Origin of the sequence: Yoonia vestfoldensis SKA53 (assembly GCF_000152785.1) — a bacterium.
In the GTDB taxonomy this organism is placed as follows: Bacteria; Pseudomonadota; Alphaproteobacteria; order Rhodobacterales; family Rhodobacteraceae; genus Yoonia; species Yoonia vestfoldensis_A.
This window is the reverse complement of the sequence record NZ_CH672414.1, coordinates 2,276,096-2,301,669: the sequence shown is the minus strand read 5'-3', so window position 1 is coordinate 2,301,669 and position 25,574 is coordinate 2,276,096. Positions and strand designations below refer to the sequence as shown.

The 25,574-nt window shown below is 57.1% G+C and carries 23 protein-coding genes and 1 tRNA gene; 13 read left to right on the top strand and 11 right to left on the bottom strand.

All coding sequences use genetic code 11. The features are described 5' to 3' along the window. Window position 1: 1 nt before the first annotated feature. The 4 genes from SKA53_RS11165 to SKA53_RS11150 form a co-directional block, all read right to left on the bottom strand. Window positions 2–970, bottom strand: coding sequence for a KpsF/GutQ family sugar-phosphate isomerase (locus tag SKA53_RS11165; protein WP_007206250.1), 969 nt, complete (start codon window positions 968–970; stop codon window positions 2–4). Beyond that, complete coding sequence (locus SKA53_RS11160) at window positions 970–1,581, bottom strand: ribonuclease D (RefSeq protein ID WP_007206249.1); 612 nt, start codon at window positions 1,579–1,581, stop codon at window positions 970–972. Before SKA53_RS11160 ends, SKA53_RS11165 begins: the two co-directional genes overlap by 1 nt. A gap of 55 nt (window positions 1,582–1,636) precedes the next feature. Next, the gene (locus SKA53_RS11155) at window positions 1,637–3,325 is read right to left on the bottom strand and encodes a putative bifunctional diguanylate cyclase/phosphodiesterase (RefSeq protein WP_007206248.1); all 1,689 of its coding nucleotides are present in this window, start codon (window positions 3,323–3,325) and stop codon (window positions 1,637–1,639) included. Window positions 3,326–3,406: 81 nt separating this feature from the next. Then, window positions 3,407–4,003, bottom strand: coding sequence for an HD family hydrolase (locus SKA53_RS11150; protein WP_040482950.1), 597 nt, complete (start codon window positions 4,001–4,003; stop codon window positions 3,407–3,409). Window positions 4,004–4,113: 110 nt separating this feature from the next. Between SKA53_RS11150 and ahcY the strand changes: the two genes are divergently transcribed. Further along, window positions 4,114–5,502 (top strand): adenosylhomocysteinase, encoded by a 1,389-nt coding sequence (gene ahcY, locus SKA53_RS11145; protein WP_007206246.1) that lies wholly within the window; start codon window positions 4,114–4,116, stop codon window positions 5,500–5,502. Between the two features lie 365 nt (window positions 5,503–5,867). Here ahcY and SKA53_RS11140 read toward each other — a convergent pair whose 3' ends face one another. From SKA53_RS11140 to tsaD, 4 genes are read right to left on the bottom strand one after another with little or no spacing between them, the layout of a single operon-like run. Beyond that, window positions 5,868–6,287 (bottom strand): EVE domain-containing protein, encoded by a 420-nt coding sequence (locus tag SKA53_RS11140; RefSeq protein ID WP_007206245.1) that lies wholly within the window; start codon window positions 6,285–6,287, stop codon window positions 5,868–5,870. Next, window positions 6,287–6,559 carry a YciI family protein gene (locus SKA53_RS11135; protein ID WP_007206244.1) on the bottom strand — a complete coding sequence of 91 codons (273 nt, stop codon included), beginning with the start codon at window positions 6,557–6,559 and terminating at the stop codon, window positions 6,287–6,289. Before SKA53_RS11135 ends, SKA53_RS11140 begins: the two co-directional genes overlap by 1 nt. Next, window positions 6,560–7,522 (bottom strand): NAD(P)H-dependent glycerol-3-phosphate dehydrogenase, encoded by a 963-nt coding sequence (locus SKA53_RS11130; RefSeq protein WP_007206243.1) that lies wholly within the window; start codon window positions 7,520–7,522, stop codon window positions 6,560–6,562. Next, entirely contained in the window at window positions 7,519–8,601 is a 1,083-nt protein-coding gene (gene tsaD, locus SKA53_RS11125; protein WP_007206242.1) for a tRNA (adenosine(37)-N6)-threonylcarbamoyltransferase complex transferase subunit TsaD, read from the bottom strand. Before tsaD ends, SKA53_RS11130 begins: the two co-directional genes overlap by 4 nt. 69 nt (window positions 8,602–8,670) lie before the next feature. Here tsaD and SKA53_RS11120 point away from each other — a divergent pair, with 69 nt between their 5' ends. From SKA53_RS11120 to SKA53_RS11105, 4 genes are all read left to right on the top strand, one after another. Next, complete coding sequence (locus SKA53_RS11120) at window positions 8,671–9,387, top strand: uroporphyrinogen-III synthase (RefSeq protein ID WP_007206241.1); 717 nt, start codon at window positions 8,671–8,673, stop codon at window positions 9,385–9,387. Window positions 9,388–9,472: 85 nt separating this feature from the next. Next, window positions 9,473–10,648: a COG4223 family protein gene (locus SKA53_RS11115; protein WP_040482949.1), complete on the top strand. Its 1,176-nt coding sequence runs from the start codon at window positions 9,473–9,475 to the stop codon at window positions 10,646–10,648. An 11-nt stretch (window positions 10,649–10,659) separates the two neighbouring features. Next, entirely contained in the window at window positions 10,660–12,099 is a 1,440-nt protein-coding gene (locus tag SKA53_RS11110) for a heme biosynthesis protein HemY (RefSeq protein WP_007206239.1), read from the top strand. 44 nt (window positions 12,100–12,143) lie between these two features. After that, window positions 12,144–12,219 (top strand) — tRNA-Thr (locus SKA53_RS11105). A 95-nt stretch (window positions 12,220–12,314) separates the two neighbouring features. Here SKA53_RS11105 and fliD read toward each other — a convergent pair. The 3 genes from fliD to SKA53_RS11090 all read right to left on the bottom strand — a co-directional run bounded on the left by fliD (window position 12,315) and on the right by SKA53_RS11090 (window position 15,241). Further along, complete coding sequence (fliD, locus tag SKA53_RS11100; RefSeq protein ID WP_007206238.1) at window positions 12,315–13,964, bottom strand: flagellar filament capping protein FliD; 1,650 nt, start codon at window positions 13,962–13,964, stop codon at window positions 12,315–12,317. 65 nt (window positions 13,965–14,029) lie between these two features. After that, a complete protein-coding gene (locus tag SKA53_RS11095) occupies window positions 14,030–14,374 on the bottom strand; it encodes a hypothetical protein (protein WP_007206237.1) in 345 nt (114 codons plus the stop codon). A 57-nt stretch (window positions 14,375–14,431) separates the two neighbouring features. Further along, entirely contained in the window at window positions 14,432–15,241 is an 810-nt protein-coding gene (locus SKA53_RS11090) for a hypothetical protein (RefSeq protein ID WP_207327979.1), read from the bottom strand. On the opposite strand from SKA53_RS11090, the gene flgB reads away from it, so the two are divergent. From flgB to SKA53_RS11045, 8 genes are all read left to right on the top strand, one after another. Continuing rightward, on the top strand, window positions 15,205–15,591 hold the full coding sequence (flgB, locus tag SKA53_RS11080) for a flagellar basal body rod protein FlgB (protein ID WP_040482945.1): 387 nt from the start codon (window positions 15,205–15,207) through the stop codon (window positions 15,589–15,591). The genes SKA53_RS11090 and flgB overlap by 37 nt on opposite strands. Then, window positions 15,591–16,010 (top strand): flagellar basal body rod protein FlgC, encoded by a 420-nt coding sequence (gene flgC, locus SKA53_RS11075; RefSeq protein ID WP_007206234.1) that lies wholly within the window; start codon window positions 15,591–15,593, stop codon window positions 16,008–16,010. Before flgB ends, flgC begins: the two co-directional genes overlap by 1 nt. Before the next feature lie 34 nt (window positions 16,011–16,044). After that, window positions 16,045–16,725, top strand: a complete 681-nt coding sequence (locus SKA53_RS11070; protein WP_242601262.1) for a flagellar hook assembly protein FlgD — start codon at window positions 16,045–16,047, stop codon at window positions 16,723–16,725. A 34-nt stretch (window positions 16,726–16,759) separates the two neighbouring features. Further along, on the top strand, window positions 16,760–22,096 hold the full coding sequence (locus SKA53_RS11065; RefSeq protein WP_007206232.1) for a flagellar hook-basal body complex protein: 5,337 nt from the start codon (window positions 16,760–16,762) through the stop codon (window positions 22,094–22,096). Between the two features lie 57 nt (window positions 22,097–22,153). Beyond that, window positions 22,154–22,915: a flagellar hook-basal body complex protein gene (locus SKA53_RS11060; protein ID WP_007206231.1), complete on the top strand. Its 762-nt coding sequence runs from the start codon at window positions 22,154–22,156 to the stop codon at window positions 22,913–22,915. A gap of 69 nt (window positions 22,916–22,984) precedes the next feature. Next, on the top strand, window positions 22,985–23,770 hold the full coding sequence (gene flgG / locus SKA53_RS11055; protein ID WP_007206230.1) for a flagellar basal-body rod protein FlgG: 786 nt from the start codon (window positions 22,985–22,987) through the stop codon (window positions 23,768–23,770). A gap of 10 nt (window positions 23,771–23,780) precedes the next feature. Further along, complete coding sequence (locus tag SKA53_RS11050; RefSeq protein ID WP_007206229.1) at window positions 23,781–24,428, top strand: flagellar basal body L-ring protein FlgH; 648 nt, start codon at window positions 23,781–23,783, stop codon at window positions 24,426–24,428. A gap of 60 nt (window positions 24,429–24,488) precedes the next feature. Then, complete coding sequence (locus SKA53_RS11045) at window positions 24,489–25,571, top strand: flagellar basal body P-ring protein FlgI (protein WP_007206228.1); 1,083 nt, start codon at window positions 24,489–24,491, stop codon at window positions 25,569–25,571. Window positions 25,572–25,574: the final 3 nt, after the last annotated feature.

The following is a 25,574-nucleotide window of genomic DNA, read 5'->3' as shown; positions in this document are numbered from 1 at the left end:
GTCAGACAATACCAGCCCGCAGGCAGTCATGGATATGCAAAATGCCTGTGACCTTGCCGGGGTTGGCGGGATCCAGCGCAAACAGGCAGGTGATCTTGCGGCTGTTCATGATGTTGACGGCCTCTTCGGCAAGGGCATGGGGCGAAACGGTGGTGGGGTTTGCGGTCATCACCTCGCCCGCGGTGTGATCCAGCAGGCCCTGCATGTGACGCCGCAGGTCGCCGTCGGTAACGATACCGACCAGCCTGTCATCTTCGCCCAGCACGGCCGCGACGCCGAATCCTTTCTGGGTGATCACCAGTAGGACATCTGACATTGGCGTGTCCACGCGCACCAGCGGGATTGCGTCATCGCGGTGCATCAGGTCGGCGACCTTGGACAATTGCGCGCCCAGCTTGCCGCCGGGGTGAAAGTCGCGGAAGTTTTCGGGGGTGAAGGCGCGGTGTTCCATCAGCGCGATGGCCAGCGCATCGCCCAGTGCCAGCGTCATCGTGGTGGATATCGTTGGCACGATCCCGCGGCCACACGCCTCGCCCAGTTGCGGCAGGGTGATCCCAACATCGGCCTGCTGGATCAGTGTGCTTTCGGCGCGGCTGGCTACGCCGATCATTGGAATGCCAAAGCGGCGGGTATAGGCGACCAGATCGGCCAGCTCGGGTGTTTCACCCGAATTTGACAGCACCAACACGACATCGCCCCGCGTCATCATGCCCAGATCGCCATGGCTCGCTTCGGCGGGGTGGACGAAATGCGCGGGCGTGCCGGTGCTGGCAAAGGTTGCGGCGATCTTGCGCGCGATATGGCCGGATTTGCCCATGCCAGACACGATGACCCTGCCTTTGGCGTTCAGCAAAAGCGTGACGGCATCCGCAAAGTTTGCATCAAGGGTGGCGGACAGGGCCGTTAGCGCATCCGCCTCTTGCAGGATCACGCGGCGGGCGGTCGCCAGAAAGGGGACAGGATCGGTCATCAATGCGTGAATATATCGGTTTCGGGCCAGCCGTGCAGGTCCAGCGCCGCGCGTGTTGGCAGGAAATCGAAACAGGCCTTTGCGACCGCGGTCCGATCCTCGCGTTGCAGCAGAACATCGAAAGCCGCCTTTAGCTGGTGCAGATACAACACATCGGACGCGGCGTAATCCAGTTGCGCGGGTGTCAGCTTGGGTGCGCCCCAATCGCTTTGCTGTTGGTGCTTAGAAATGTCGATCCCCAGCATATCCTGCAACAGAACCTTCAGCCCGTGCCGATCGGTATAGGTGCGCACCAGCTTGGACGCGATCTTGGTGCAATAGACGGGGGCGGTCACGACGCCAAAGGCATTCAGCAGCGCGGCAATGTCGAACCGGCCGAAATGAAACAGCTTCAGCACGGCGGGGTCGGTCAGCATCGCGCAAAGGTTCGGCGCGCCGGCCTGGCCCTTGCTGACCTGCACAAGGTGGCAATCGCCGTCACCGCCCGACATCTGGATCAGGCACAGCCGGTCACGGTGCGGGTTCAGTCCCATCGTTTCGCAATCGATCGCGACAACCGGCCCAAGGTTCAGCCCATCAGGCAGATCGTTGTGATAAAGAAAATTCGCCATCTTCGTTCCAATCCGCTGGTTTCGCCGTCCCAGATACGCAGGAAGTCTGGAATGCTCAAGCTTCGTTGATCAGAACCAACCGGTCGTCAGAGATCGTGACAGGCTGACTTGCATGCAGGGTCAGCCACATTTCAAAGTCCAGCGCAGGCATAGGGCGGGCGAAACCATAGCCTTGGCCAATTGTGCATCCCCGATCCTGCAGGTGCTGTGCCTGGTGAATTTCCTCAATCCCTTCGGCCACGACATGCAGGCCGAGTTCCGCCGACAGCGCAAGAATGGCGCGCACGACGCTGTCTGCCCCGTGATCCGGCAGCGGGGCGACAAGTGATTTGTCCAGCTTGATCCCCGAAAGCGGCAATTGCGTCAGACGGCAAAGCGACGCATAGCCGGTGCCGAAATCGTCCAGTTCAAGCGCAATGCCGCATTCCGACAGGCTGTCGATGTTCATTGCTGCCATGCCGCTTGTGCCGTCGATCAGCGTGGTTTCCAGCACCTCGACGATCACTTGTTCGGGGCGCAGTCCTGAATTGCGCAAAACAAGAAGAAAGCGTTCGATCAGGTAGGGGTCAGCGATGGTTGCAGGTGCGGCATTCAACGATAGCACTGGATCCCAGATATTCATCGTCTGCCATTTCATCGCCTGCACCATTGCGGCCTGCCAGATGGCAAGATCCATTTCGACGGTCATGCCAGCCCGTTCAACTGCCGGCAGAAACCTGTCCGGCGTAATCAAGCCACGTATTGGATGTCGCCATCTGGCAAGTACTTCGACACCGTGCAACGCGCCGTCAGTCAGCCTGATCTGTGGCTGAAACCAGGGTTCGAGTTCACCGTTGCGGATCGCGTCAGGTATTTCCATCTGGAGCTGCTGCGCATGTCTTGCGGCCTCGCGCAGCGCAGGGGTGAATTCTTGTGCCCGATTTCCACCTTCGTTCTTGGCGACCTGAAGCGCCATGGTTGCATCGGCAAGTACAGCCATCGGGTCTGTCCGGTGATGGTCAAGAACTAAAAAACCGATGCTTGCCTGGACCTTCAACCGCCGCCCCTTCACATCGAACGGATCAGAGAGCGCCGCCATAACGCGGCGCAACATTGGTCCGGCGGCTTCATCGGTCATTATTGCGAATTCGTCGCCACCGATGCGGGCAACGATCTGGTCGCCGTCAACGCAGGTGCGCAGCGCCTGGCCGACCGCGATCAGCAGGTCATCGCCGCTTTCGTGGCCAGCGGAATCGTTGATGGATTTGAATCCGTCCAGTCCAACAAACAGGAATGTCTGCTCTTCCGCTTCGCCGCGGGTCATGCGTTCTGTCAGTATGGCGATCAGATTGGCGCGGTTCGGCAATCCCGTCAGCGTGTCGTGATTGGCCAAGTACAGCAGCCGCACGTTTGTCTGTTGTAATGCCACCTTGGAGCTGAGCAGGCGCATTGACTGGTCGCGCAGCGCGCGGATCTGGGTCTGCACGGCCAGATATGCGGGATAAAAGATGATCACCGCCTCTGCAAGCAGCACAAGCAAGGCCGCCCCGAGGACCGTCCGCTGGTTTCTTTGCAATTGTTCCAGTTCGGCCGCCGCATAGATCGGGGCGCTGTGCGCAATGATCTGCTGGTTGACGCTGTGCATTGTCACCAGCAGGGCAAGCGTTATCGTCACGGCAAAGATGTAGCGCACCCAAAGCTGTTCGGGGCTGATCCGCAAAAGCTGTGCGTTCAGACGGTCCGATAGGTGTTTGATCATGATCATCCGACGAATCCCGCAGGGTTGGTCGAATTACCTTGATCCAGATTGATTAAGGGAGCGTTGCGCGCCTGCCTGCTCTTTTGGTCACATCGCCTTTATCAGATCATGGCAGCGGCGGGTGTACTCGTCGCGCACAGCCATGGGCGGCCGCAGGCGGATCGCGAAACGATCCAACAATGCCGCGTCTTGCTTGCCAAAGAACCTGTCCGCCTCGGGGCGCGAGAAACCGGCAATTTGCACGGCTTCCAGCCAGGCGGACAGTTTATCGGCCTTCTTGATCTGTCGCTTGATCTGCACTGGCAATTGCGCAGGCAAACCGAACCTTTGGTGGATTGCGGCGGTCAACCGATCGTCCAGCGCGCCGTAACCTGGCCCGACTGCTGCTTTGACCGGGCTGATCATGTCGCCGATCACATATTCGGGCGCGTCATGCAGCAATGCCGCCAGATGCCAGCGCACCGGCGCTTTTGGGTTTTGGTTGATGAATATATCCGTCACCAACAGCGAATGTTCAGCCACCGTATAGGCGAAATCACCCTTGGTCTGCCCGTTCCAGCGCGCAACAAAGGCAAGGCCATGCGCGATGTCGCCAATCTCGATATCCATTGGCGTTGGGTCAAGCAGGTCCAGCCTGCGACCCGACAGCATCCTTTGCCAAGCTCTTGGTTGCTTCATCGTCATTGCGCCTTAATTGAAAATTGAGCGTTCTGCATAATACGCGACTTTGGATTGTGGCAACCCAGTCGCGATGCTATGGACCGTCAACCCAATTTTGCTGAAAGAGAAACCGCATGTCACAGGATTACATCGTCAAGGATATCGCACTGGCCGCCTATGGCCGCAAGGAACTGGACATCGCAGAAACCGAAATGCCGGGGCTGATGGCGCTGCGCGAAGAATATGGCGCGGCCAAGCCGCTTGCAGGTGCGCGGATCGTCGGATCGCTGCACATGACAATCCAGACCGCCGTGCTGATCGAAACGCTGAACGCGCTGGGTGCTGATGTGCGCTGGGCGTCTTGCAACATATTTTCCACGCAGGATCACGCTGCTGCGGCGATTGCCGCCGGTGGCACGCCGGTGTTTGCGATCAAGGGCCAGACGCTGGAAGAGCATTGGGATTATCTGGATAAATCCTTTCAGTTTCCCGAAGGTGCCAACATGATCCTTGATGATGGCGGCGATGCGACGCTTTACGTTCTGCTGGGTGCACGCGCCGAGGCGGGCGAGGAAATCATCCCCGTCCCCGAGTCTGAAGAAGAAGTCGTCATCAAGGCGCAGATCAAGAAACGCATGGCGCAAAGCCCCGGCTGGTTCACTAAAACCCGTGATGCCATCAAAGGCGTGTCCGAGGAAACGACGACTGGCGTGCATCGCCTGTATGACCTGCACAAGAAAGGCCAGCTGCCCTTCCCTGCGATCAACGTGAACGATTCTGTGACCAAGTCGAAATTTGATAACAAATACGGCTGCAAGGAATCGCTGGTCGATGGGATCCGCCGCGCCACCGACACAATGATGGCCGGCAAGGTTGCTGTCGTTTGCGGGTATGGCGATGTGGGCAAAGGCTCTGCCGCGTCGCTGCAAGGCGCCGGCGCCCGTGTTAAGGTGACAGAGGTTGATCCGATCTGCGCGCTGCAAGCCGCGATGGACGGGTTTGAGGTTGTTCTGCTTGAGGATGTTCTGGACAGCGCCGACATTTTCATCACCACCACAGGCAACCGCGACGTGATCCGGATCGAGCATATGCGCGAGATGAAGGATATGGCGATTGTCGGCAATATCGGCCATTTCGATAACGAAATTCAGGTCGCTGCGTTGAAAAATCACAAGTGGACGAACATCAAAGAACAGGTCGACATGATCGAGATGCCGTCCGGCAACCGCCTGATCCTGTTGTCCGAGGGGCGTTTGTTGAACCTTGGCAACGCGACCGGCCACCCGTCGTTCGTGATGTCGGCATCGTTCACCAACCAGGTGCTGGCGCAGATTGAACTCTGGACCAAGGGCGAAGACTATCAGCCTGGCGTCTTTATCCTGCCCAAGGCGCTGGATGAAAAGGTCGCGCGCCTGCACCTGAAACGGATCGGCGTGAAACTGACCGAACTACGCAAGGAACAGGCGGATTACATCGGCGTCACGGTCGATGGCCCGTTCAAGCCGGAACATTACCGCTATTGATACGGCACGCCTGAGGTCAGGCTGTGCATGTTCACGACGCCGCCGTCCCGGTTCACACGGGGCGGCGGCGTTTCGCGTTCTGGCTGTGTGGTGTCGGGGGTGACCGGTGAAGGTGCAAAGGTGTCCCGCCTGCGTCCTTGACATATTTCCACAATATTCCGGCCATTCAGCCATCTATGGCTAAAATACACATCAAATGATGCGCTTATCGCGTTTGGTGCGCTGTTCCACCTGTGGTAGAGTTCGTTAAGGCCAGTATGGCCGGACCTTATAACTGATTGCGTGTGGTGGCTTGGGAGCACGCGGGGTGAAAGAGGGTTCGGCGTCTGCCGGGCCCTCTTTTGCGTGGTCAGACTTTTGCAAGGTCAGGGTTCTATGCCACCCAAGGCGCAAATGGTCTTCCATTCGGTATCGGTGACCGGCTGCACGGACAGCCGTGCATTATTGACCAAAACCATGTCTTTGAGCCGCAGATCAGCCTTGATCTGTGCAAGGCTGACGGGTTTCACGAAGGGCCGTACCGCCCTGACATCAACGCAATCCCAACGGGGATCATCCGTGGTGCTGTCAGGGTGGCTTTCGGTGCAGACCTCGACGATGCCGACAATCTCCAGACCGGTGCGGGAATGGTAAAAGAACCCCAGATCGCCAGTTTTCATTGCGCGCATGTTGTTGCGCGCCTGATAGTTGCGTACGCCGCCCCATTCTTCGCCTACGGCACCCTTGGCTGTCTGTTGATCCCAGCCCCAGACATCCGGTTCGGATTTGAACAGCCAATAGGCCATCAGCCGATGACCTTTTTCCACCCAGTCAACGTGACATCGCCGAACAGACCGGCCTTGGCATAGGGGTCTGCGGCGGCCCAAGCCTCTGCCGTGGCAAGGTCGGCCACCTCTAGGATGATTAGCGACCCGCACATCTGCCCCTCGGCATCCAAAAGCGGCCCTGCGATTTCCACGACGCCAGTCTCGGCGACATAGGCCAGATGGGCGTCGCGGTTATCAAGCCGGGTTTGCAGAGCACCGGGTTTGTCTTTGGCAAGCAGGGCGAAACGCATCTATTCTTCTTTCAAAGGGCGCGACAGTAAGGCGTGCAGCGCGGTTTTCACATCGGTTCGACCCATGGTCAGGTCAGCGACAACCGTGCATATCGGCAGGTCGATGCCCAGATCAAGCGCCAGTTGCTGCAGGGCGCGGGCGGTTGCGGCGCCTTCGACGGTGGTCGTCGCGTCAAAGGCTTGTCCCGCCCCCAGCGCGACCCCGAAACGATAGTTGCGCGATTGCTCGGATGTGCAGGTTAGCACCAGATCGCCCAGCCCCGACAAGCCGCGCAGCGTGTCGGCCTGCCCGCCAAGCTGCCCGACCAGCCGCTGCATTTCTGCGAAACCACGTGTGATTAGCGCCGCGCGCGCACTGTCGCCAAGGCCGGCCCCGATCGTCACACCTGCGGCAATCGCCATGACATTCTTCAACGCGCCGCCCAGTTCCGCGCCGATGATGTCGGTCGTGCGGTACAACCGCAGGGTCGGCGTGGACAACATCTGTTGCAACATCATACCCGTCGCGTCATCCGCGCAAGCGATGGTCAGCGCCGTGGGCAAGCCCCGCGCAATATCAGCAGCAAAGCTGGGGCCGGTCAGAACCGCGGCCTGTGCATCCGGCACCAGATCACGGATCGTGCTGGCGGGGCCGGTCATGCGCTGCAGGTCGATCCCCTTGCAGCAGGCGACCAGCACCTTGCCTGCCAACCGCGCACTATGGTCCTGCAAAAACGGTACCAGCGCCTGTGCAGGGATAGCCAACAACAGGGTATCGCAGGCGAAAAGTGGGTCTAATACGGCAGAAATCGTGATTTCATCCGGCAATGTCACGCCCGGCAGGCGGGCGTTTGCGCGGTTAGCCTGCATCTGTGCCACTGCCGCAACGTCCCGCGCCCAAACCTGCACATCGCGCCCATCGCGTGCCAGTGCGACGCCAAGTGCTGTCCCAAAGGCCCCGCCGCCTGCGATCCCGATTGTCATGCCTTGGCCCCTTTCTTGCCCGATCCCAGCATCGGGGCGGCGGTTTTGTCCAAGGGCCAGCGCGGGCGGGCTGACAAGGTCAGATCGTCGCGCTGGCCAAAGGCCAGAAGTTCTGCTCCCGCATAGGCGATCATCGCCGCGTTATCTGTGCAAAGCGCCAGGGGTGGTGCGACGAAATCAGTGTCTAAACTAGCGCAAAGCTGCATCAAGCGGCCTCTGATCACCTGGTTCGCCGCGACCCCGCCCGCGATGGCAAAGCAGGGTGTTACGGGTTTTATCGCCAGATAGATCGCCAGCGCACGGCGTGTTTTCTCGACCAGCACATCGGCGATGGCCGCTTGGAAAGACGCGCTTAGATCCGCCTGATCCAGCCGCGTCAGCCCGCCCTTGGCCGCGACGACCGCATCGCGCGCCCGCAGCATCGCAGTTTTTAGGCCCGAAAACGACATGTCGCAGCCGGGCTGGTTCAGCAAGGGTCGCGGCAGATCGAACGCCCGCGGATCGCCACCTATTCCTGAGGTTTCAACCGCAGGCCCCCCGGGCTGTGACAGACCAAGGATGCGGGCGGTCTTGTCGAAAGCTTCTCCTGGAGCGTCGTCGATGGTGCCGCCAAGGCGGCGGTACTTATCCGGTCCTGCGACGATCAGAAATTGGCAATGCCCTCCCGACACCAGCAACATCAGATAGGGATAGGCCACCTGATCTGTCAGCCGCGGCGTCAGGGCATGCCCCGCCAGATGGTTCACGCCGATCAGCGGCAGCCCCGTCGCCGCCGCCAGCCCCTTGGCGCACATCACACCGGACAGCACCCCGCCAATCAGGCCGGGGCCTGCCGTCACGGCGATGGCGTCCAGATCCGCAAGGTGCAAGCCCGCTGCGCTCAAAGCGTCTTCGACGCAATGATCCAGCTTTTCGGCATGTGCGCGGGCCGCGACCTCTGGTACGACCCCGCCGAAATCGGCGTGGAGCGCGGTCTGGCCATAAACAACCGAAGCGAGCACGTCATGGCCGCGCACGACCGCTGAAGCGGTATCGTCACAGCTGCTTTCGATGCCAAGGACAGTCAGCGCGCGCGCCATGCATTGATCCTGTTGCGTGTTCGTTAATCGCAGGTAACACTGCACCAGCCTGCAAACAATGGGATCCCGATGACTCCAGCGCTGATCCTGACCCGCCCGGCCCCACAGGCCGAGGCCTTTGCCGCAGAGATCACCGCGCGTTGGGTCGGGCCATTGCGCACCATCCTGTCACCGCTTTTGCAGATCGTGCCGGTGCCGATCACGGTTGATTTGACGCAGGTTAAAGGGGTGATCCTGACCTCGGCTCATGGTGTTGCGGCATCGCGCGCTGCCACCTTGCCGCGCGGCCTGCCTGCGTGGTGCGTCGGCGAAAAGACGGCACAATTGGCCAGCGAGGCTGGTTTTGATGTCATCGCCGGGCCGGGTGATGCTACGCGCCTTGCCGACAAGATCATCAGCCGGCGCCCGGATGGGCCGCTGGTGCATCTGCATGGTGTTCACACGCGCGGTGGCGTTTCTGAAAGGCTCGCCGCTGCGGGCATCGGTTGCATCGACGTGATCGGCTACGATCAGGTCGCCCAACCTCTCAGCGATGCGGCGTTCGAGGCGCTGCAGGGTGGCGCGCCGGTGATCTTGCCCTTGTTTTCCCCGCGCACCGCGACCATCCTTGCAGGGCAGGCACCGTTCGCGGCACCGGTGCATGTGGTCGTGATGAGCACGGCCGTCCAGAACGCCGCTGCCGCGATCAACCTGCGCAGTCTCAGCGTAGCCGCGACGCCGGATGCGGGCGCGATGATTGCCGCAACGTTGAAACGGTTGCGTGTGATGGCCGAACAGGGTCTTTGACCTGCCCTCGCTTGAGGAGAGGTGGTAGGTTGTTTAGTGTAGCTGTAACTGCGTTAGGCACATGATTGGATGGGAAAAGGCGAAAATGGTAAAACAGCCTGCCAAAAGGCCGCGTGCCGCTGTCAAACCGCGAAAAGCCTCTGCTGGCGAAGCTGCACCGGTCGAATCGGCGCAGGCCGTGTCGTCTGGCGCGGATCAGGTTCCGCCGGAATATCATGCCTCAATCACGCCTGACGCGCCGTCAGAAATGGAACAGCCCCAGCTTGCACCAGAATCCGCTGTCGTGCCGCCTGCACCAAAGGCGCGTGGCGGTGTGCTGGCAATGTTTGTGGGCGGGCTGATCGCTGGTGCTGTCGGGTTTGCCGTGGCCAGCCTGACAACCTCTACGGCGCAGATGGATTTGCAGGCCCAGCTGACCGCGCAAGACGCCCACATCGCGGCGATCCAGCAACAGCTGAATGGACAGCAAAGCGTTGATCTGGCCCCTCTTGTCGACGGTCAGGCCGAACTGGCCGTCCAGATTATGGGCCTGCAAGATGATCTGACTGCGACAGTCGCCATACTCAAAGACCGGATTACCGCGCTTGAGAACAGGCCAGCCGGGGAATCCACCGGCGACGGCGCCGCTGGTGACACCTCGGAATTCGAAGCGGATGTCGCCGCACTGCGGGCAGAGCTGTCGCAATTGACCGATATGGCACGAACCCAACTTGACACTGCCCGTGCCGAGGCCGCCGCAATCGAGCAAAACGCCGCCGCTGCTGCCCGTGCTGCCGCGGGGCGTGCTGCGCTTGCACGGTTGCAGGTAGGGGTCGAAAGCGGCGCGCCCCTCGGTGTTGCGCTTGCTGATCTGGAGGACGTGCTGGGCGCCTCTGCTCCCGACGCCTTGCTGGCCGTGCAAGACGGCGTGCCGACCCTTGTCGCCTTGCAGGACAGTTTTCCCGATTATGCCCGCGCCGCCCTGACGACCGCGCGCGCCGAAGGTGTCGCAGGCGAGGATACATCGGGCGTTGGGGCCTTCTTGCGCAACCAGTTTCAGGTCCGGTCGGTCAACCCGCGTGATGGCGATGATGTCGATGCGATGTTGTCGCGGGCGCAGGCCGCATTGCGGGGTGGCCTGTTGCACGACACGCTGGCCGAAATCGTGCAACTGCCCGCAGTGGCGCGTGCGGAATTGTCAGACTGGCTGGCCCTTGCTGAGGCCCGCGCCGATGCGGTCGCGGCGATTGACATGCTGGCCAAATCCCTAAGTGAGAATTGAAAGCGAGACAGATGATCTGGTCATTGATAAAAATCACCGCTTTCATTCTGACGGTCACCGCGCTGACCTATGGCGCTGCGATGCTTTATGATGTCGATGGTGGTGCGACGATTGCCGTCATGGGGATCGAATTCACGCTTCGCACGCTGGACATGGTGGTCGCGCTTGTCGCGCTGGTTGTGCTGGTTTGGCTTGGCCTGCGTTTGCTGGCGCTTCTGGCTGCGAGCTATCATTTCCTGAACGGCGACGAGACCGCGATTTCACGCTATTTCGACCGCAACCGTGAACGCAAAGGATACGAGGCGCTGGCCGAAGGCATGATGGCGCTTGCTTCTGGCGAAGGACATCTGGCCATGACCAAGGCCGCCCGCGCGGAAAAGTACCTGCACCAGCCGCAATTGACGAACCTGTTGACCGCGCAGGCCGCCGAAATGACCGGTGACCGGCGCAAGGCCGAAGAAACCTATAAGAAACTGCTGGCCGATGATCGCACCCGTTTTGTCGGGGTGCGCGGGATCATGAAACAAAAACTGGCAGAAGGCGACACGGACCTTGCGCTAAAGCTGGCGCAAAAGGCGTTTGCACTGAAGCCGAAACATGCCGAAACGCAGGATGTTTTGCTGCAATTGCAGGCGGACAAGGCCGATTGGAAAGGTGCGCGCCAGACGCTGGGTGCGAAACTGAAATCCGGCACCCTGCCGCGTGATGTTCACAAGCGCCGCGACGCCGTGCTGGCGCTGTCAGAGGCGCGCGACATTCTCGACGAGGGCAACCCGATTGAAGCCCGAGAAGCCGCGATCGCGGCGAACCGCCTGTCGCCCGACCTGATCCCTGCCGCTGTCATGGCCGCGCGCGGTTATATCGCGCAAGGCAATGCGCGCTATGCGTCGCGTGTGCTGGTCAAGACTTGGACCGCGCAGCCGCATCCCGATATTGCGACCGCTTTCGCCGAAATCGTACCGGATGAAACGCCGCAGGCGCGGCTTAAACGGTTTGCCACACTGACAAAGGCGACACCCGACCACCCCGAAGCAAAAATGCTGATGGCCGAACTGCATGTCGCTGCCGAGGATTTTCCAGCGGCGCGCCGCGATATCGCCGATCTGGTCGAAACCGATCCGACTGCGCGCAGCCTTGCGCTGATGGCCGCTGTCGAACGGGGTGTCGGTGCGGATGATGCCGTGGTGCGCGGCTGGTTGACCCGCGCCCTGACCGCGCCGCGTGGCCCGCAATGGATTTGCGACAAATGCCAGCATATCCATCCGCAATGGGGGCCTGTCTGCGGCAATTGTGCCGCGTTCGACACGCTGTCATGGAAACGGCCACCCGCTGGCGAAGTGTCGATGCCCGCCGGCACAGAGATGCTGCCGCTGATCGTCGGGTCACAGCCGGTGCCGGACGAAACCTTGCCAGATGATGCCGAGACAGTGGCGAAGGACGACGCAAAATAGCGCTTTTCGCCATCTGATCAGGGTGCTATCACCCGTACCGGTACGCCGCTGTAGCTCAGCTGGTAGAGCACATCATTCGTAATGATGGGGTCGGGGGTTCGAATCCCTTCAGCGGCACCAGATTTCCAACATAATCATGGAAAACGCCATGATGATCAGGTTCCGATAGGGCCTGTTTGTCTGGTCATAGACCCGAATGCGTAGCCGCAACCCGGTTATCTATCCGCGTTCCACGCGTCCATCAGGCTTTGCATATATTCGCCGGTTTTGTTCATGCTGGTGATCACGGCCTCCATCCGGCCAAAGCGGATGTTGTAGCGTTCGGTCAATGCTGCGGCCTTTGTTTCGATATCTTCCAGATTGGTTTCAAAGCCTGCCAAATTATCCGAAAGCTCTGTTTCGCGCCGCGCGATGAGGCCTGTCGCGCCAAGAAGGGTTTCGCCATAGCTTTCCAGCTGATCCGCCATGCTTTGGCCATAGCGCACTGTTGTCGTCAGGCTTTCGTTGGACCCAAGGGTCAGCTGTAGGCCATAGGCATCGCCGTCAGTTGCACGCAACACGACATCTCCGTCATCATTGGTCCCGACGCTGAGCGCCTGTCCGTCGAGCGTGGCTGTCGCAGGCGATGTCGATGGGTCATAGACCAGTGCATAGGACCCAACCTTTGGAGGCGCAAAGCTGAGGCCGGTGACTTCCAAATTTGGATCTTCACTGCTGTATTTTGTGGAGAAGAGCGCATCCACGATGTCGGGGTTTTCCGCGATTGCGCGTTCGAACCGTTCGGCGTTCAAGGTCAGCGTTCCGTCCCGTTCCGTCTGGATACCGATCTGGGCGAGATAGATCGGCTCGTCGCCAAAGCCGGTGATGGGCTGGGTGGCAATATTGCGCATTCGCGACAGAACGGATTGCGCGGCGACATCCCCCGCCAAAGGGCCAGGTTCAGCGCCGTTAAGCCCGCGCTGTGTTGCCTGTGTCAAATAGGATTTAAGTTCGTTTGCGATGGTCAGAAAGCTGTTGATCCGCTCTTGCACGGATGTGCTGGAGTCAGCCGAGGCAAGTGTTGATGTTCCGACAGCGTTCAACGTGACCTTGTGGCCAACAAAAAGATCATCAAAGGAATTTTCGCTGCGCGTGACGGTGACACCATCGACCAGCAAAAGCGCATCTTGCGCGGCTACCAGAGTGCTGCCCGCACCAAGCGGGTTGTTGGTGGCATCGGTGACGCCCTCATCCGCATCACTCGTCATCTTCAGTGCTGTTTTGATCGCAGTGATCGAGTCAGCATCAAGGGCGTTGTTTTCGCCCACCTTTGATTTCACGATCAAGGCATAGCCTGTTCCCGTATCCAGCAACGACGCAGTGACGCCATCAATCGCGTTCAGCTGTTCAGTCAGATCGCTGAGTGTATTGTTGCTGGAGTCGATCGTGAAACTGCTAGCACTGTCCCCTGCCGCTGTGTTCAAAGACACGGTGCCTTGGTTGACCGCGCTGGTGGGGGTCACTGACGCATCAAAGCTGAAGCTCAGTATCTGTTCGGTCGCAAGGCGCTGGACACTCACGGATGCGGATACGTCACTGGCCAATGCCGCATTGGATACCTCGAAAGTCACCGCACTGGTCGAGGATGACGCCTGACGCGACGCTGCCTGTGCAACGGCGGCCATCCCATCCTTGAATGTGCCGACTTGCTGCGACAGCTGGCCCATCGCGGAAATAGTGGTGCTGGTGCTGTCAAGCCGCCGCTGGTTCAGCGACCGTTCGCCGCTTGTTTCAGCTGCGACAAGGCTGGTGACAAGTTGCTTGATCTCAATCCCGCTGCCGCCACGGCTGACGGCTGAAAGAATGTCGGGCTTGATTTCAGCCATAGCTATGCTCCTGTATTAACCAGAGAAACGACAATCTCTTCACAAGGTTTAATGCCACGCCGCGATTACATGCGAAACCGAGCCGCTTTGCAGGCATATGATGATACGATTGCATCGCGCGTGAATCGCACCCGACCGCTTTCACGTTGAATCTGGACCAGTTCGCCGCCCCATTCACCGTCGATCTGGGTATCCGATATCGCAGTAATTATGATTTTGTCTGGGCTTGCGCCCTCGATCACGCCGGCTGCGCCCTTTGACATCTTGGTAAAGACGATCCGGCCCAGCGGCGCAGCGGTCATTGTGCAGTCATAGCTTTCCTGCGTGAACCTGGTGAGCGCCTGACAATCAGCCAACCCCGCAAAAAGCAGTAATGAGGCCGTTAGGGGAAACGTCATGGACAGCGGCATTTTGAAACTCCGAACAAGTGGAAAGTGAAAGCTGCGGGCGCGGGTTCAGGCGGCCGGTTAGGACTCCGCCTTGTTTTGTTCATCTAGGTCTTCGGTTTTGTCTTCGTTCTGGTCGGTTTCAGCACCATCTGCGACCACTCCAGAAACGTCTTCTTCGGGCGCGTCTTCGATGGCTGGCTTGGCCACTTCCATCTCGATCAGGCTTAAGCCGATAGCGCCATTCACCACAAGTATGGCGCCCTTGGGCAATTGAATACCTTGGTGAATATGCGCTTCTGTCAGTTCGATACGCATGTCCTGTTGCGCATCTGGCGACAAAATTGGCTCTGGTGCTGCGGTTTGTGCCGCCTGCTCTTCTTCCTTGGGTGGAACCGGCGCTTCCACGGGGGCAACCTCGACCTTGGCGTTACGGTTCAGCAAGGCGGCGAGCGTAATCGCGCTGTCTGCCGGCTTGCCAAGGCGGCAGGCGATTGTCCGCGCGCGCAGCACATCGATCCGGGCTCTTTGGATCGCCAACCGTGTCGGGAGATGCGCCGTGTCACGCAGCATCTGGGACAGGGTAGATACAGCCAGAAGCGCAGGAACCTCTGCAAGGTGTTCCATGATGCGTTCTTGTATCGTGAGACGCTTGCGCCGGTTTTCCGGTTTGCGCGCTGTTGGGGCTTTCGCTGAAAGCGGTTTGCCCGATTCCTCCGATACGCTTGCGCTGCCAGGTTTAGGTGCCGCACGCCGGGGCTTTGAAGATTTTTCAACCATTTTCGTCTCCGCCATTGGTTTGGCACTTAACTTGCAAATCTTGGACCAGAACACAGACTGCGAGGACGAATAAGGTGAACGCAATAAAAGACCATATTGCTTTTCAGGCATCGGCGCTTTCGCTTCGAGAGAAGCGGAACGATATGCTTGCCTCCAACATCGCGAATGCCGGCACGCCGGGCTACAAGGCGCGAGACATCGATTTTGACCGAGAGCTTGCGCGCCAGGCCGGGGATAGCCCCATTCGCAAAAATGATGGCCGCCATATAGATAATCTTGCCGGCACATCGGGCGTTGACGTGCAGTATCGCGTGCCGCTGAACCCATCCTTGGATGGAAATACTGTCGAGCTGTCAGTCGAGCAAATGGAGTTCTCAGAGAATTCGCTGCGCTACATGACGACGCTGTCGTTTCTCAACCGCCGGATTTCCGGCCTGATGACCGCGATTAAAGGTGAATAATGGCTGATATCAAGAACGTCTTTGACATTGCCGGCCGTTCGATGGCCGCGCAGATGGTGCGGCTGAACACAGTGGCGTCGAATATCGCAAACGCCAACACGCGGTCGGGTAGCGCAGAGCAAACGTTCCGCCCTTTGCGACCTGTTTTCCAGACGGCGTTTGAGGGCGGTATCAGGAACGCCGAGCGCGCGACAGTGGATGTCAAAGAGATTGTCGCGCTGGACCGGGAAGCACAGCGCGTGCACGAGCCGGGCCACCCGCTCGCCGATGAGGAGGGCTTCGTTTACATGCCCCCCGTCGACATGAACGAAGAGCTGGTCGATATGCTGGAGGCGAGCCGCCAGTATCAAAACAATCTCGAAGTGCTGACCACGATGCGTACGCTGATGCTGCGCACAGTGGACATGGGCAAGTCTTAAGGGAGCGGAATAGATGGATGTTGATAACAAAAGTTTGGCCGCGCAGAACGCGTTGCTGTCCAAACTTGGAATAAGCACGACCCAGGACAAGAATGCCGTACCAAAAGAGGAATTGGGGCAGACCGATTTCCTGAAGCTTATGACGGCCCAGTTGCAAAACCAGGACCCGTTTGCGCCGATGGACAACGGGGATTTCATTGCTCAGATGGCGCAGTTTTCGTCGGTTGCTGGGATCAGTAAGATGTCCGAGACAATGTCGGGTATTGCCGACCAGATGGGGCAGTTTCGGGTTGCGTCATCGGTCAATTATCTTGGCCATTCGGTGATGATCCCTGGAAACCTGGCCAGAGCAGATGACAACGGTGAAATCCACGGCGCGATCGAATTGGAACGTGCATCCGTTGATACGCGGATTGAATTTCTCGATGCCATGACTGGCGAGAGCCTGCACACTATGGACATGGGCGGGCAGGCAAGTGGCTTGTCCGGATTTGCCTGGACCGATGTACCAGAACAATATCGCGACGGGTCGCGTCGCGTTCGCTTGGATGTTCTTGTCAATTACGGTGATGGCGAAGGCGTTCAAAGCCTGACGCCCAACGTCTATGCACAGGTCATAGGCACGGCCAACGCTGCCACCAATGGTGACGGCATGCTTGAAACCGAAGACTACGGCGATGTCAGCGCCGCAGAAGTCCTGCGGTTCCGCCTTTAAGGCGGGTCGCTAACCTCAATCAAGGAAACTACGCATGTCTTTTTATACAGCCTTGACCGGACTTAACGGCGCACAATCCGATATTTCGGCAACATCGAACAACATCGCCAACGTGGGTACGACCGGTTTCAAACGGTCGCGCGCGGAATTCGGCGATATTTTCGCAACTTCACCGTTGCAGAACTCCTCGTCATCTATCGGCTCCGGCGCAATTCTGAAGGGCGTGAAGCAGCAGTTCACACAGGGTAACATTGCCTCGTCGTTGAACGCGCTCGATATGGCGATTTCGGGGCAGGGATTTTTCGCGCTGAAGCCCAGCCAGACATCGACCCAAGTCGTCTATACGCGCAATGGGTCGTTTAACGTCGACAATAACCGAAACGTCGTAGACAGCTCGGGGCAGTTCCTGCTGGCCTATCCGGTAAACGAAGACGGATCGGTCACCGCCAAGGATATCGACAGCGCTGCGCCGCTGCGGTTGCCGGTGACATCGGGCGATCCAAAGGCGACGTCCTTGGTTGATCTTGCGGTCAACGTGCCGGCCAGCGCCGATGTGGTGACGGAAAAAGAGAAGTTTACAGACGGCTATACCTTTGATCCCAATGATTCGGAAAGTTTCACCAACTCGACATCCTTCACGATCTTCGACGATCTGGGCAACCCGACGATCGCGACCGTCTATTTCATCAAGACCCAGCGCGCGACGGCCGAAGATCCGACCAACAAGTTTGAAACCCGCCTTGTCATCAATAACCAGGTCGTCCCGCCTGACCTAGTTCCAGCTGTCACGAGATCAAACGAACAAATCTTCATCGACCGATTTGGTAATCAGACGACATCCGTGCCGGACGCGAGCTACACGTTGGAGCAAAAAAGTTCGCCGCTTTACAAGCTCGACGAGCAAAATGATCGCGCCCCTTCGCAGCCCGCAATCCTGACGGGGCAAGCAAGCGGCTTTAACTTTGGGGATGAGGGAACCGGCGAAATCGAGATTGTCACCGATCCACTGCAGTTCGGTGCCACCTACGAAGCAAACCCAAATTCCAATCAGGGTGTATATTGGGGCCGTGATTTTCTGTTGGTCAATATCGATGATGGCACACGTCCTGTGAGCATTGATGTCCGTGCCGGTCGATATAATGCAGAGCAATTGGCTGCAGAGGTCGAGCGCGCAATCAACCAAGCTCATGACGACGGCCGCAAGATTGAGATTCAGAAAGGTGCAGACGACAAGATTTCTATCCAGCTTTTCCAACCTGGTGCATCTGGTGCAGTCCCTGTTCGGGCTTTGCCGCTTGATATTAACCTGCTGGAGCCCTCCTATATATCCCTTCAAAACAAAATGGATTTGACGGTGAGTACGTCGCCGAATTTTAGTCTTGATGTCTTTCTTGCGCATGCCCAAGTCCGCCTGAACGAAACCTTGAATGGTTCTCCAGAATTTGTGCCTGGAGCGTCAGAAAAACAATTCGCACAGTTTACGGGTAGTACGATAGCTGTGCCACCAACGGATCCAGAAGCTTTTAGTTTTGACTACACCACGCGTGATCTTGGTATCGCCACAGTGACGAGTTTGTCCGCCAAATGGGAAGTCCTGTACAACAGTGGGAAGTTTGAGGTTTCGGATAAAAATGAGAGTGTTGATGCGGCTAAAGAGGCTGGCACAGTTACCATTACTTTTAGTGATGCGTCACTAAACCCTTTAACGGTTACTATTGATGGGTTTACTTCTCAAACTGCGGTACTGGATGCAATTGAACTGAAACTTGGCGGTGCGTCTTATTTCTCAGATAAACTTAAAGTGAACCGTACATATACTAGTGAAACAACTCTCGCCGCTGTTCTTTCCGCCATGAATCTACCTGAAGCAAGCGACGCTCCAACAACTCAGCAGATTGACAATCAGCAAAGCGTGTTTGCAGGTAACGTCAGAGACGCTGCAGTTGCCGTTGGTGAGAGGATGATAACTAGCGTAGTCGGAGCGCTAGTTGACGGTGTTCCGACAACTGAACAAACTGCATTGCAGACTGATGCTTTGACCCTAGCAATTAATGATGCTCTATTAGCTAGAAACGCTGAATTTAGTAGTACTGACGCTGTTAATCCCACTTCTCCAACCCCCGACGAGGTTGTCGCTAAGGCTGCTGCTTTGGCAGACGCAATTAATGATGCTCTATTAGCCAGAAACGCTGAATTTAGTAGTACTGAAGCTGCAGATCCAACTTCTCCAACCCCCGAGGAGGTTGTCGCTAAGACTGAAGCTTTGACCAATCTACTTAGTGGTCGTAAAAATGCGCTTGCAAATTCTTTTAGTATTACTGAGTACACTATTACTGAGATCATTAATGCGGATGGTACTAGGAGTACTATTCCTGATCCGACTCCGAGAGACGTTGACGATGAGACTGCTGCTTTGACAGAAGCAGTGAGTGTTGCTCTATTAGCTAGAAACGCTGAATTTAGTAGTACTGACGCTGAAGATCCAACTTCTCCAACCCCCGACGAGGTTGTCGCTAAGGCTGCTGCTTTGGCAGAAGCAGTGAGTGTTGCTCTATTAGCTAGAAACGCTGAATTTAGTAGTACTGAAGCTGCAGATCCAACTTCTCCAACCCCCGAGGAGGTTGTCGCTAAGGCTGCTGCTTTGACCACAGCAAGAGCTGAAGCCGCATCGGATCTTAAAGGTCTGTTCAATTATACAGAAACGCCTTCAGGTGAACCGACAAATGACCAGATCACCGCTGAGTTGAATGCTAAAACTGAAGCCGGAGATCCCACAGATAGTTTCAACCTTGCGGTGACTGCATTCAAGAATGCTAGTCTTGCTGCAGATGAGTTTGCACAACTAAATGAAGATTTGTCACAATCCGAAGTTGCGCAAGATAACTTCGCTAATTTAGTAACAACATTGTCTAATAGTCAAATTCTGCTAGCAGATTTCACTGATTTGGCAACAACATGGTCCGATGCTGAAGCCGACTTATCCAGCTTCCTTGCTTTGGAATCAACATTGGCCGCTGCTGAAGCCGACTTATCAACCTTCGTTGATCTTGGGACAGCATTGACCGCTGCTGAAAGTGCTGCATCAGACTTCGCTGCTTTGGTAGCAACGTTGACCACCGCTGAAGATGTCGCTTCAGACTTTGATGGTTTGGTTGCACAATTGAACACTGTCTTCAGAGACTTTGCGGTCATAAAAGAACGACACTTGGCTTATTCGAACGTCGAAAACAGACCATCTGTGAATGTATATGATGAGAAGATTGCCGTATCAACATCCCCTGGCAGTATAAAATTGGACCCGCAAAACAATAGCTTGAAGATCAAGTTGGGTGAAGGTGATGGGCTGCGATTCAAAGAGGAGGAGACAATCTTGCTCATGGGCGCCAATTCTGATGCGGAGGCGCTGAACGGCCGCAGCTTTCGTATTGCTGCAATCGAAGGGGATGTGATTGAAATTGTGACAGCTGGTTTAGGATTATCTGAAAATCCTATCGAGATTCCTGGAGTGGAAGAAAACCCTTCTCCATACTATATATTGGCAGAGCGATCCACTGATGTTGAGGCCTATTTCGAGGGTGCAGCCCTTGAGGTAGAGGGATCAGCTAAGAGTTTCAACAACCAGAAAATACTTATGCGCGAAACGGATAGTGCTCGCCACGGTTATACCAATGATCAAATTAATGCAGCCTTTGATGTCGGCATTTTTGGTGACTTTACCGGGAACGTGATAGGTTCGAATGCAACAGCTGAGAAACTAGGTTTAGATTTGCCAATTTTGACCAATACGGCCATGGCTTGGGTGGATGAGTTGAATGCGCCCATTAAGGTCGCGTATGATTCTGCGACCCAAAGCATTGTCTTCAAGGTGGATCACACGGCATTGGGCCCCGGCGGCGCAATCAGCAATTTGTCCGAGATACAGATCACGTCCGGCAACGCTGGTGTGAACTCTTTTGGTTTGGCTGGTAGTTCTTCTCCACGGATCGAGATTACCAGCGCAACCAGCGTCAACGGCCAGTCGTTTGTCTTTGACGGAGCAGATGACGGGGTCGGCCCGGCCCGGTTCGGAGCCAAGGTCAGTTATGACCGTGAGTCCCGTGCCTTCTCATTCAAAAGTGGGACGACGGGCGAGGCAATTGACGAGGACAAGGCACTGGGTGTTCCGACTAAGCAGTCAGCCTCGAATATCCAGGTTGGTCGGTATGAAATCGATAAGGTGACGAAGTCCGCTCGCATCCAGCCAGGGGCTATCAATCTTGCGTCGCGTGGGCTGGCGCTGGGGACAAACGACCTGATGGGTGTTGGCGCTAAAAGCGCCGTCGTTTTTGAGGAAGGGAAAGGACTGAAATCGTTGCCGGCTCGTGCGATAGGTGGGGCGGCGACCGACCCATTGAATTCTAACCCTGTTTTCCTAAACCCAGCGAACAGAGAGACGACATTCAACATATCGGTCAATGGCATCAACGCGGTGATCGACATTCCGGGCGGCAATTACATCGGTTCGACCTTGGCCGAGCGGCTTCAGGAACGGATCAACCAGATGCAAGATCCCGTCACCGGCAGGACCATCGGCGGTGTCACCGTGCGGTATCAGCCTGACGACAACAACTTTGTATTTACAACGGGGACAACGGGGACTGAGTCGACCATCAGGGTGCGTGGGCCGGCGAAGCTGGGGCTTGATGATGTTCCGCTTGGTATCGGCTCGGTGCCGACGATCGCCAACCTCGTTCAGGCCACCAATGAAAATGGCGTGCCGCTGTTCGTCAATGAAAACGGAGAGATCGTAGACTCAGAACCAAACAACCTGGTCGAGGGATATTACCCGCTGTATCTGAATGAAGGTGAACTGACGTTTGACAAGACGGGCCGGTTGATCAGTCCGCAGGGCTTGACCCGCTACGAGGCCCAGACCGAGACATTCTCGATCTCGCTCGATATCGACTACAGTGCTTCGTCGCAGCTGGCGACGCCATTCGTGGTCAACAACCTTGAACAAAACGGCTTTACATCCGGTCGTCTGGATGGGTTGAGCATTGATGCCACGGGCCTACTGCGTGCCAACTACACCAACGGTCAGAACAAGCCTTTGGGCAAGATCGTGATGGCAAACTTCAACAACCAGAACGGCTTGAAACAGGTTGGCAATGCAACATTTGTGCAGACGGCGGAGTCTGGGGATCCTATCATTGGGGAAGCCGGGACCGAAGGTTTCGGGTCGATCCAATCCGGTGCGCTGGAACGGTCGAACGTGGATATCACCGAAGAGTTGGTGAACCTGATCACCGCGCAGCGTAACTTCCAAGCGGCGTCGAAGGCTATCGAAACATCGACCCAGCTGACACAGACGATCATCAACATCCGTACCTAAGGGCCCTGAGGGTCGGTCTATTTCCATAGACTGACCCTCGCATTCAAGGAAATCTGCATGGATCGCAACATTCATATTGCACTGAATAACCTGCGCAACATCTCGTCCGAGTTGCGTGTGAATGCACAGAATATGGCAAATGCGAATGTGCCCGGCTTTCGCGCTGATCTGAGTGTCACGCGCGAGGCAAGTTTTCTAACGCCGTTCGATCAGTTCCGTTCGCGCGTCTACAGTCAGGAAGCCTCTCAGTCGCTGTTCTCTACCGATGAGGGCGGGCTGCAGAACACCGAAGCGGAAATGGATCTTGCCATTCAGGGTCAGGGATATTTCTATATAGCCCCCAGCAGCGGAGGCGACACAGCCTTGTCGCGGCGCGGCGACCTGTCGTTCGACCTCGACCGATTTGTGGTCGATGGTGCGGGTAACAAACTGCTTGATGTCGCATTGAACCCGATCCAGCTTCCTCCGACGCGGCGGATCGTGGTGGAAGAGACCGGCCAGATCCAGATGGAGCTTCTCGACGCACCAGAGGGCACGTTTGTTGCCGGTCCGATCATCGCAACATCGCAGGCTGACGACGTTGTTCTTTCAAAGTCACCCGATGGGCATATCCGTCCGGTTGGCCAAGCCGACCTGCCTGAACCTGATCAACGGGCGCGGTTGACCCAAGGTTTCTTGGAAAACAGCAATGTGGATACCATCGGATCTTTGATCCAGAACATCGAGAGCCAGCGGCAGTTTGAAATGAGCGTCAAGTTCATCGCGCTTGCACAAGAAATCGACGAAGGCGGCACGCGGATCATGCGCCTGCCTGGCTAATTCGGCCCAGGTTTCTGGGTTGGCACATTGATTGCAAACATCCTGATAACGATTATTCAGGAGCCGACCATGACCAACGCAATGCATGTCGCAAAGACCGGGTTAAACGCGCAGCAAACGCGCATGCAGGTCATTGCCAACAACTTGGCAAACTTGAACACAGTTGGTTTCAAAAGCGACCGGGTGAATTTCGAAAGCCTGCTCTATCAGGTCAAACGTTCTGGTGGCGACCAAACATCCGAAGGCACAGCACTGACGTCTGCGCTCGCATTGGGTACCGGGGTACGAGCGGTAAACACCCAAAAGCTCTATACGCAGGGCGGTATGGTGAACACGGACAATTCCTTTGATCTGGCGATCGAAGGACAAGGGTTTTTCCAGGTTCTGATGCCTGATGGCCGCGTCGGCTATACCCGCAACGGGTCTTTCTCGCGGAGCGCTGATGGTACGATGACCACGGCAAGTGGCTATGTGGTCCAGCCGGAAATTCGGATTCCCGCCGATGCAACCGAGGTCAATATCTCGCAAGATGGTTTGGTGTCTGTGCGTCAAGCCGGTGAGGAGGAAGCGCAAGAGGTTGGTCAGCTGACCATCGCGTCCTTTGCCAACCCGCGTGGATTGCAGCCCATTGGAGAGAGCTTTGTGACGCAAACGCTGGCCAGCGGTGCCCCGACTGTCGCGGCGCCACAGGCGCAGGGACTGGGAAAGCTTATGCAGGGTGCGCTGGAAGGTTCAAACGTAAACGTCGTCCAGCAGCTTGTCGAAATGATCGAGACGCAAAGAGCTTATGAAGTCAGTTCAAAGGCGATCAGCTCTTCGGATGAAATGATGCGCTACATTTCCAATAATCTGTAGAGATAAGATAATGTTCATATTCCGCGTCTTGACCCCTTTTGCGCTGTCGATCCTTGCAGGCTGTTCAACCTATGTGGAAGATGAGGCGAGTGCGCAGTTTCAGCCTGTACTGCCGGATAGTACTTATAATAGCGGCCCGTCCAACGGCAGTATTTATCACCCCGGCGTGTCTGGGCTTTTTGCCGTTGAGCAACGCGCATCAAAAGTTGGAGATGTTCTAACAGTCGCATTGAACGAGTCGTTTCAGGCGACAAAGTCGCAAACTGCCACTGCTGATAAATCGGATACGACCACTGCGAATCTTCCTAGGTTTATTAGCCCCAATGATCCGGAATTTGGTATGACCCAGTCTTTTGCAGGGTCTGGTGCTGCCGAACAATCGAACACTTTCACCGGCCTGGTCACGGTGAGCGTGGTGCGGGTTTTTCCCAATGGCAATCTTCAGATTCTCGGACAGAAAAAGCTGACGTTGAACAGTGGGGATGAATACGTGCGCGTTAGTGGGATCGTCCGGCGCAGTGACATCAGCCCTGCGAATATTGTTAGCTCTAATCGACTTGCCAATGCAGAGATCACGTACACCGGCGCGGGTGATATCGCCGACACGGCCAAACGCGGGTTGTTTTCGCGGGCTGTGTCCAGTTTGAACTTGATCTAGGGGGCCGTGATGCGTTGCATACGATTACTCTGGATCGGTCTTTTGGCTGTCACGATCAGCATGTTGTCCAGCATCGCGCAGGCGGACAGGGTCAAGGATATCGCAGCCCTGGCGGGCGTACGCTCGAACCAGTTGGTTGGCTACGGTTTGGTTGTCGGTTTGTCCGGTACCGGTGACGGTGACCTAGGGATTACGCTGCAGTCCTTGCAATCAATGGTGTCGCGGTTCGGTATGGTGACAGAGCTGGAAGGTCTTGACGGAACCAACGCAGCCGCGGTGATCGTCACGGCGGACCTACCAGCCTTTATCAAGCCCGGACAGACGCTGGATGTGACCGTATCGACCTTGGGCCCTTCGGAATCGTTGCGTGGCGGTACTCTTTTGCTGACGCCCTTGCTGGGCGTTGATGGCGAGACTTACGCGCTTGCCCAGGGAAATCTGGTCGTGGGCGGCTTGGGCGTCTCAGGCGAAGACGGTTCCTCCCTGACAGTGAATGTTCCAACCGTCGGGCGTGTGCCGCAGGGTGCGACGGTCGAACGTTTGGTCGAGAATGAGTTCATCACAAATGAATATATGGTTCTCAACCTGCACCGCCCCGATTTTTCAACAGCAAGCAATGTTGCCGAGGCCATCAACGTGGTCTTTGGCGGTGGCACCGCCGTGCCGATTGATGCGTCTTCGATCCGTGTGCAAGCGCCCTCTGACCCCGAGCAAAAGGTGTCCTTTGCCAGCCTGATCGAACAGGTCGAGGTCCAGCCAGGAGCACCGCCCGCGCAAGTCATCGTCAATTCACGCACGGGCACTGTTGTGATCGGGGGCAATGTCAATGTCACGCCTGCCGTCATCACCCATGGTAGCCTGACCGTCCGCATCCGCGAAGACCCGCAGGCCGTGCCGCAAAGCGAAACAATCGTCGCCGATGGTGTTGTGATCAATACACCGGCAGCGCCCGTTGTAACCCCAGACAGCGCGATTACCGTAGACGAACAGGGCGCGCGCGCTTTCCTTTTTGACCCGGGTGTCAGCCTCAGCGACGTCGTTGACTCTATTAACGCGATCGGTGCCACGCCGTCCGATCTGGTGGCGATCCTAGAGGCGCTGCGGGTGTCAGGCGCTTTGCGCGCGCAGCTTATCATCATCTGATCC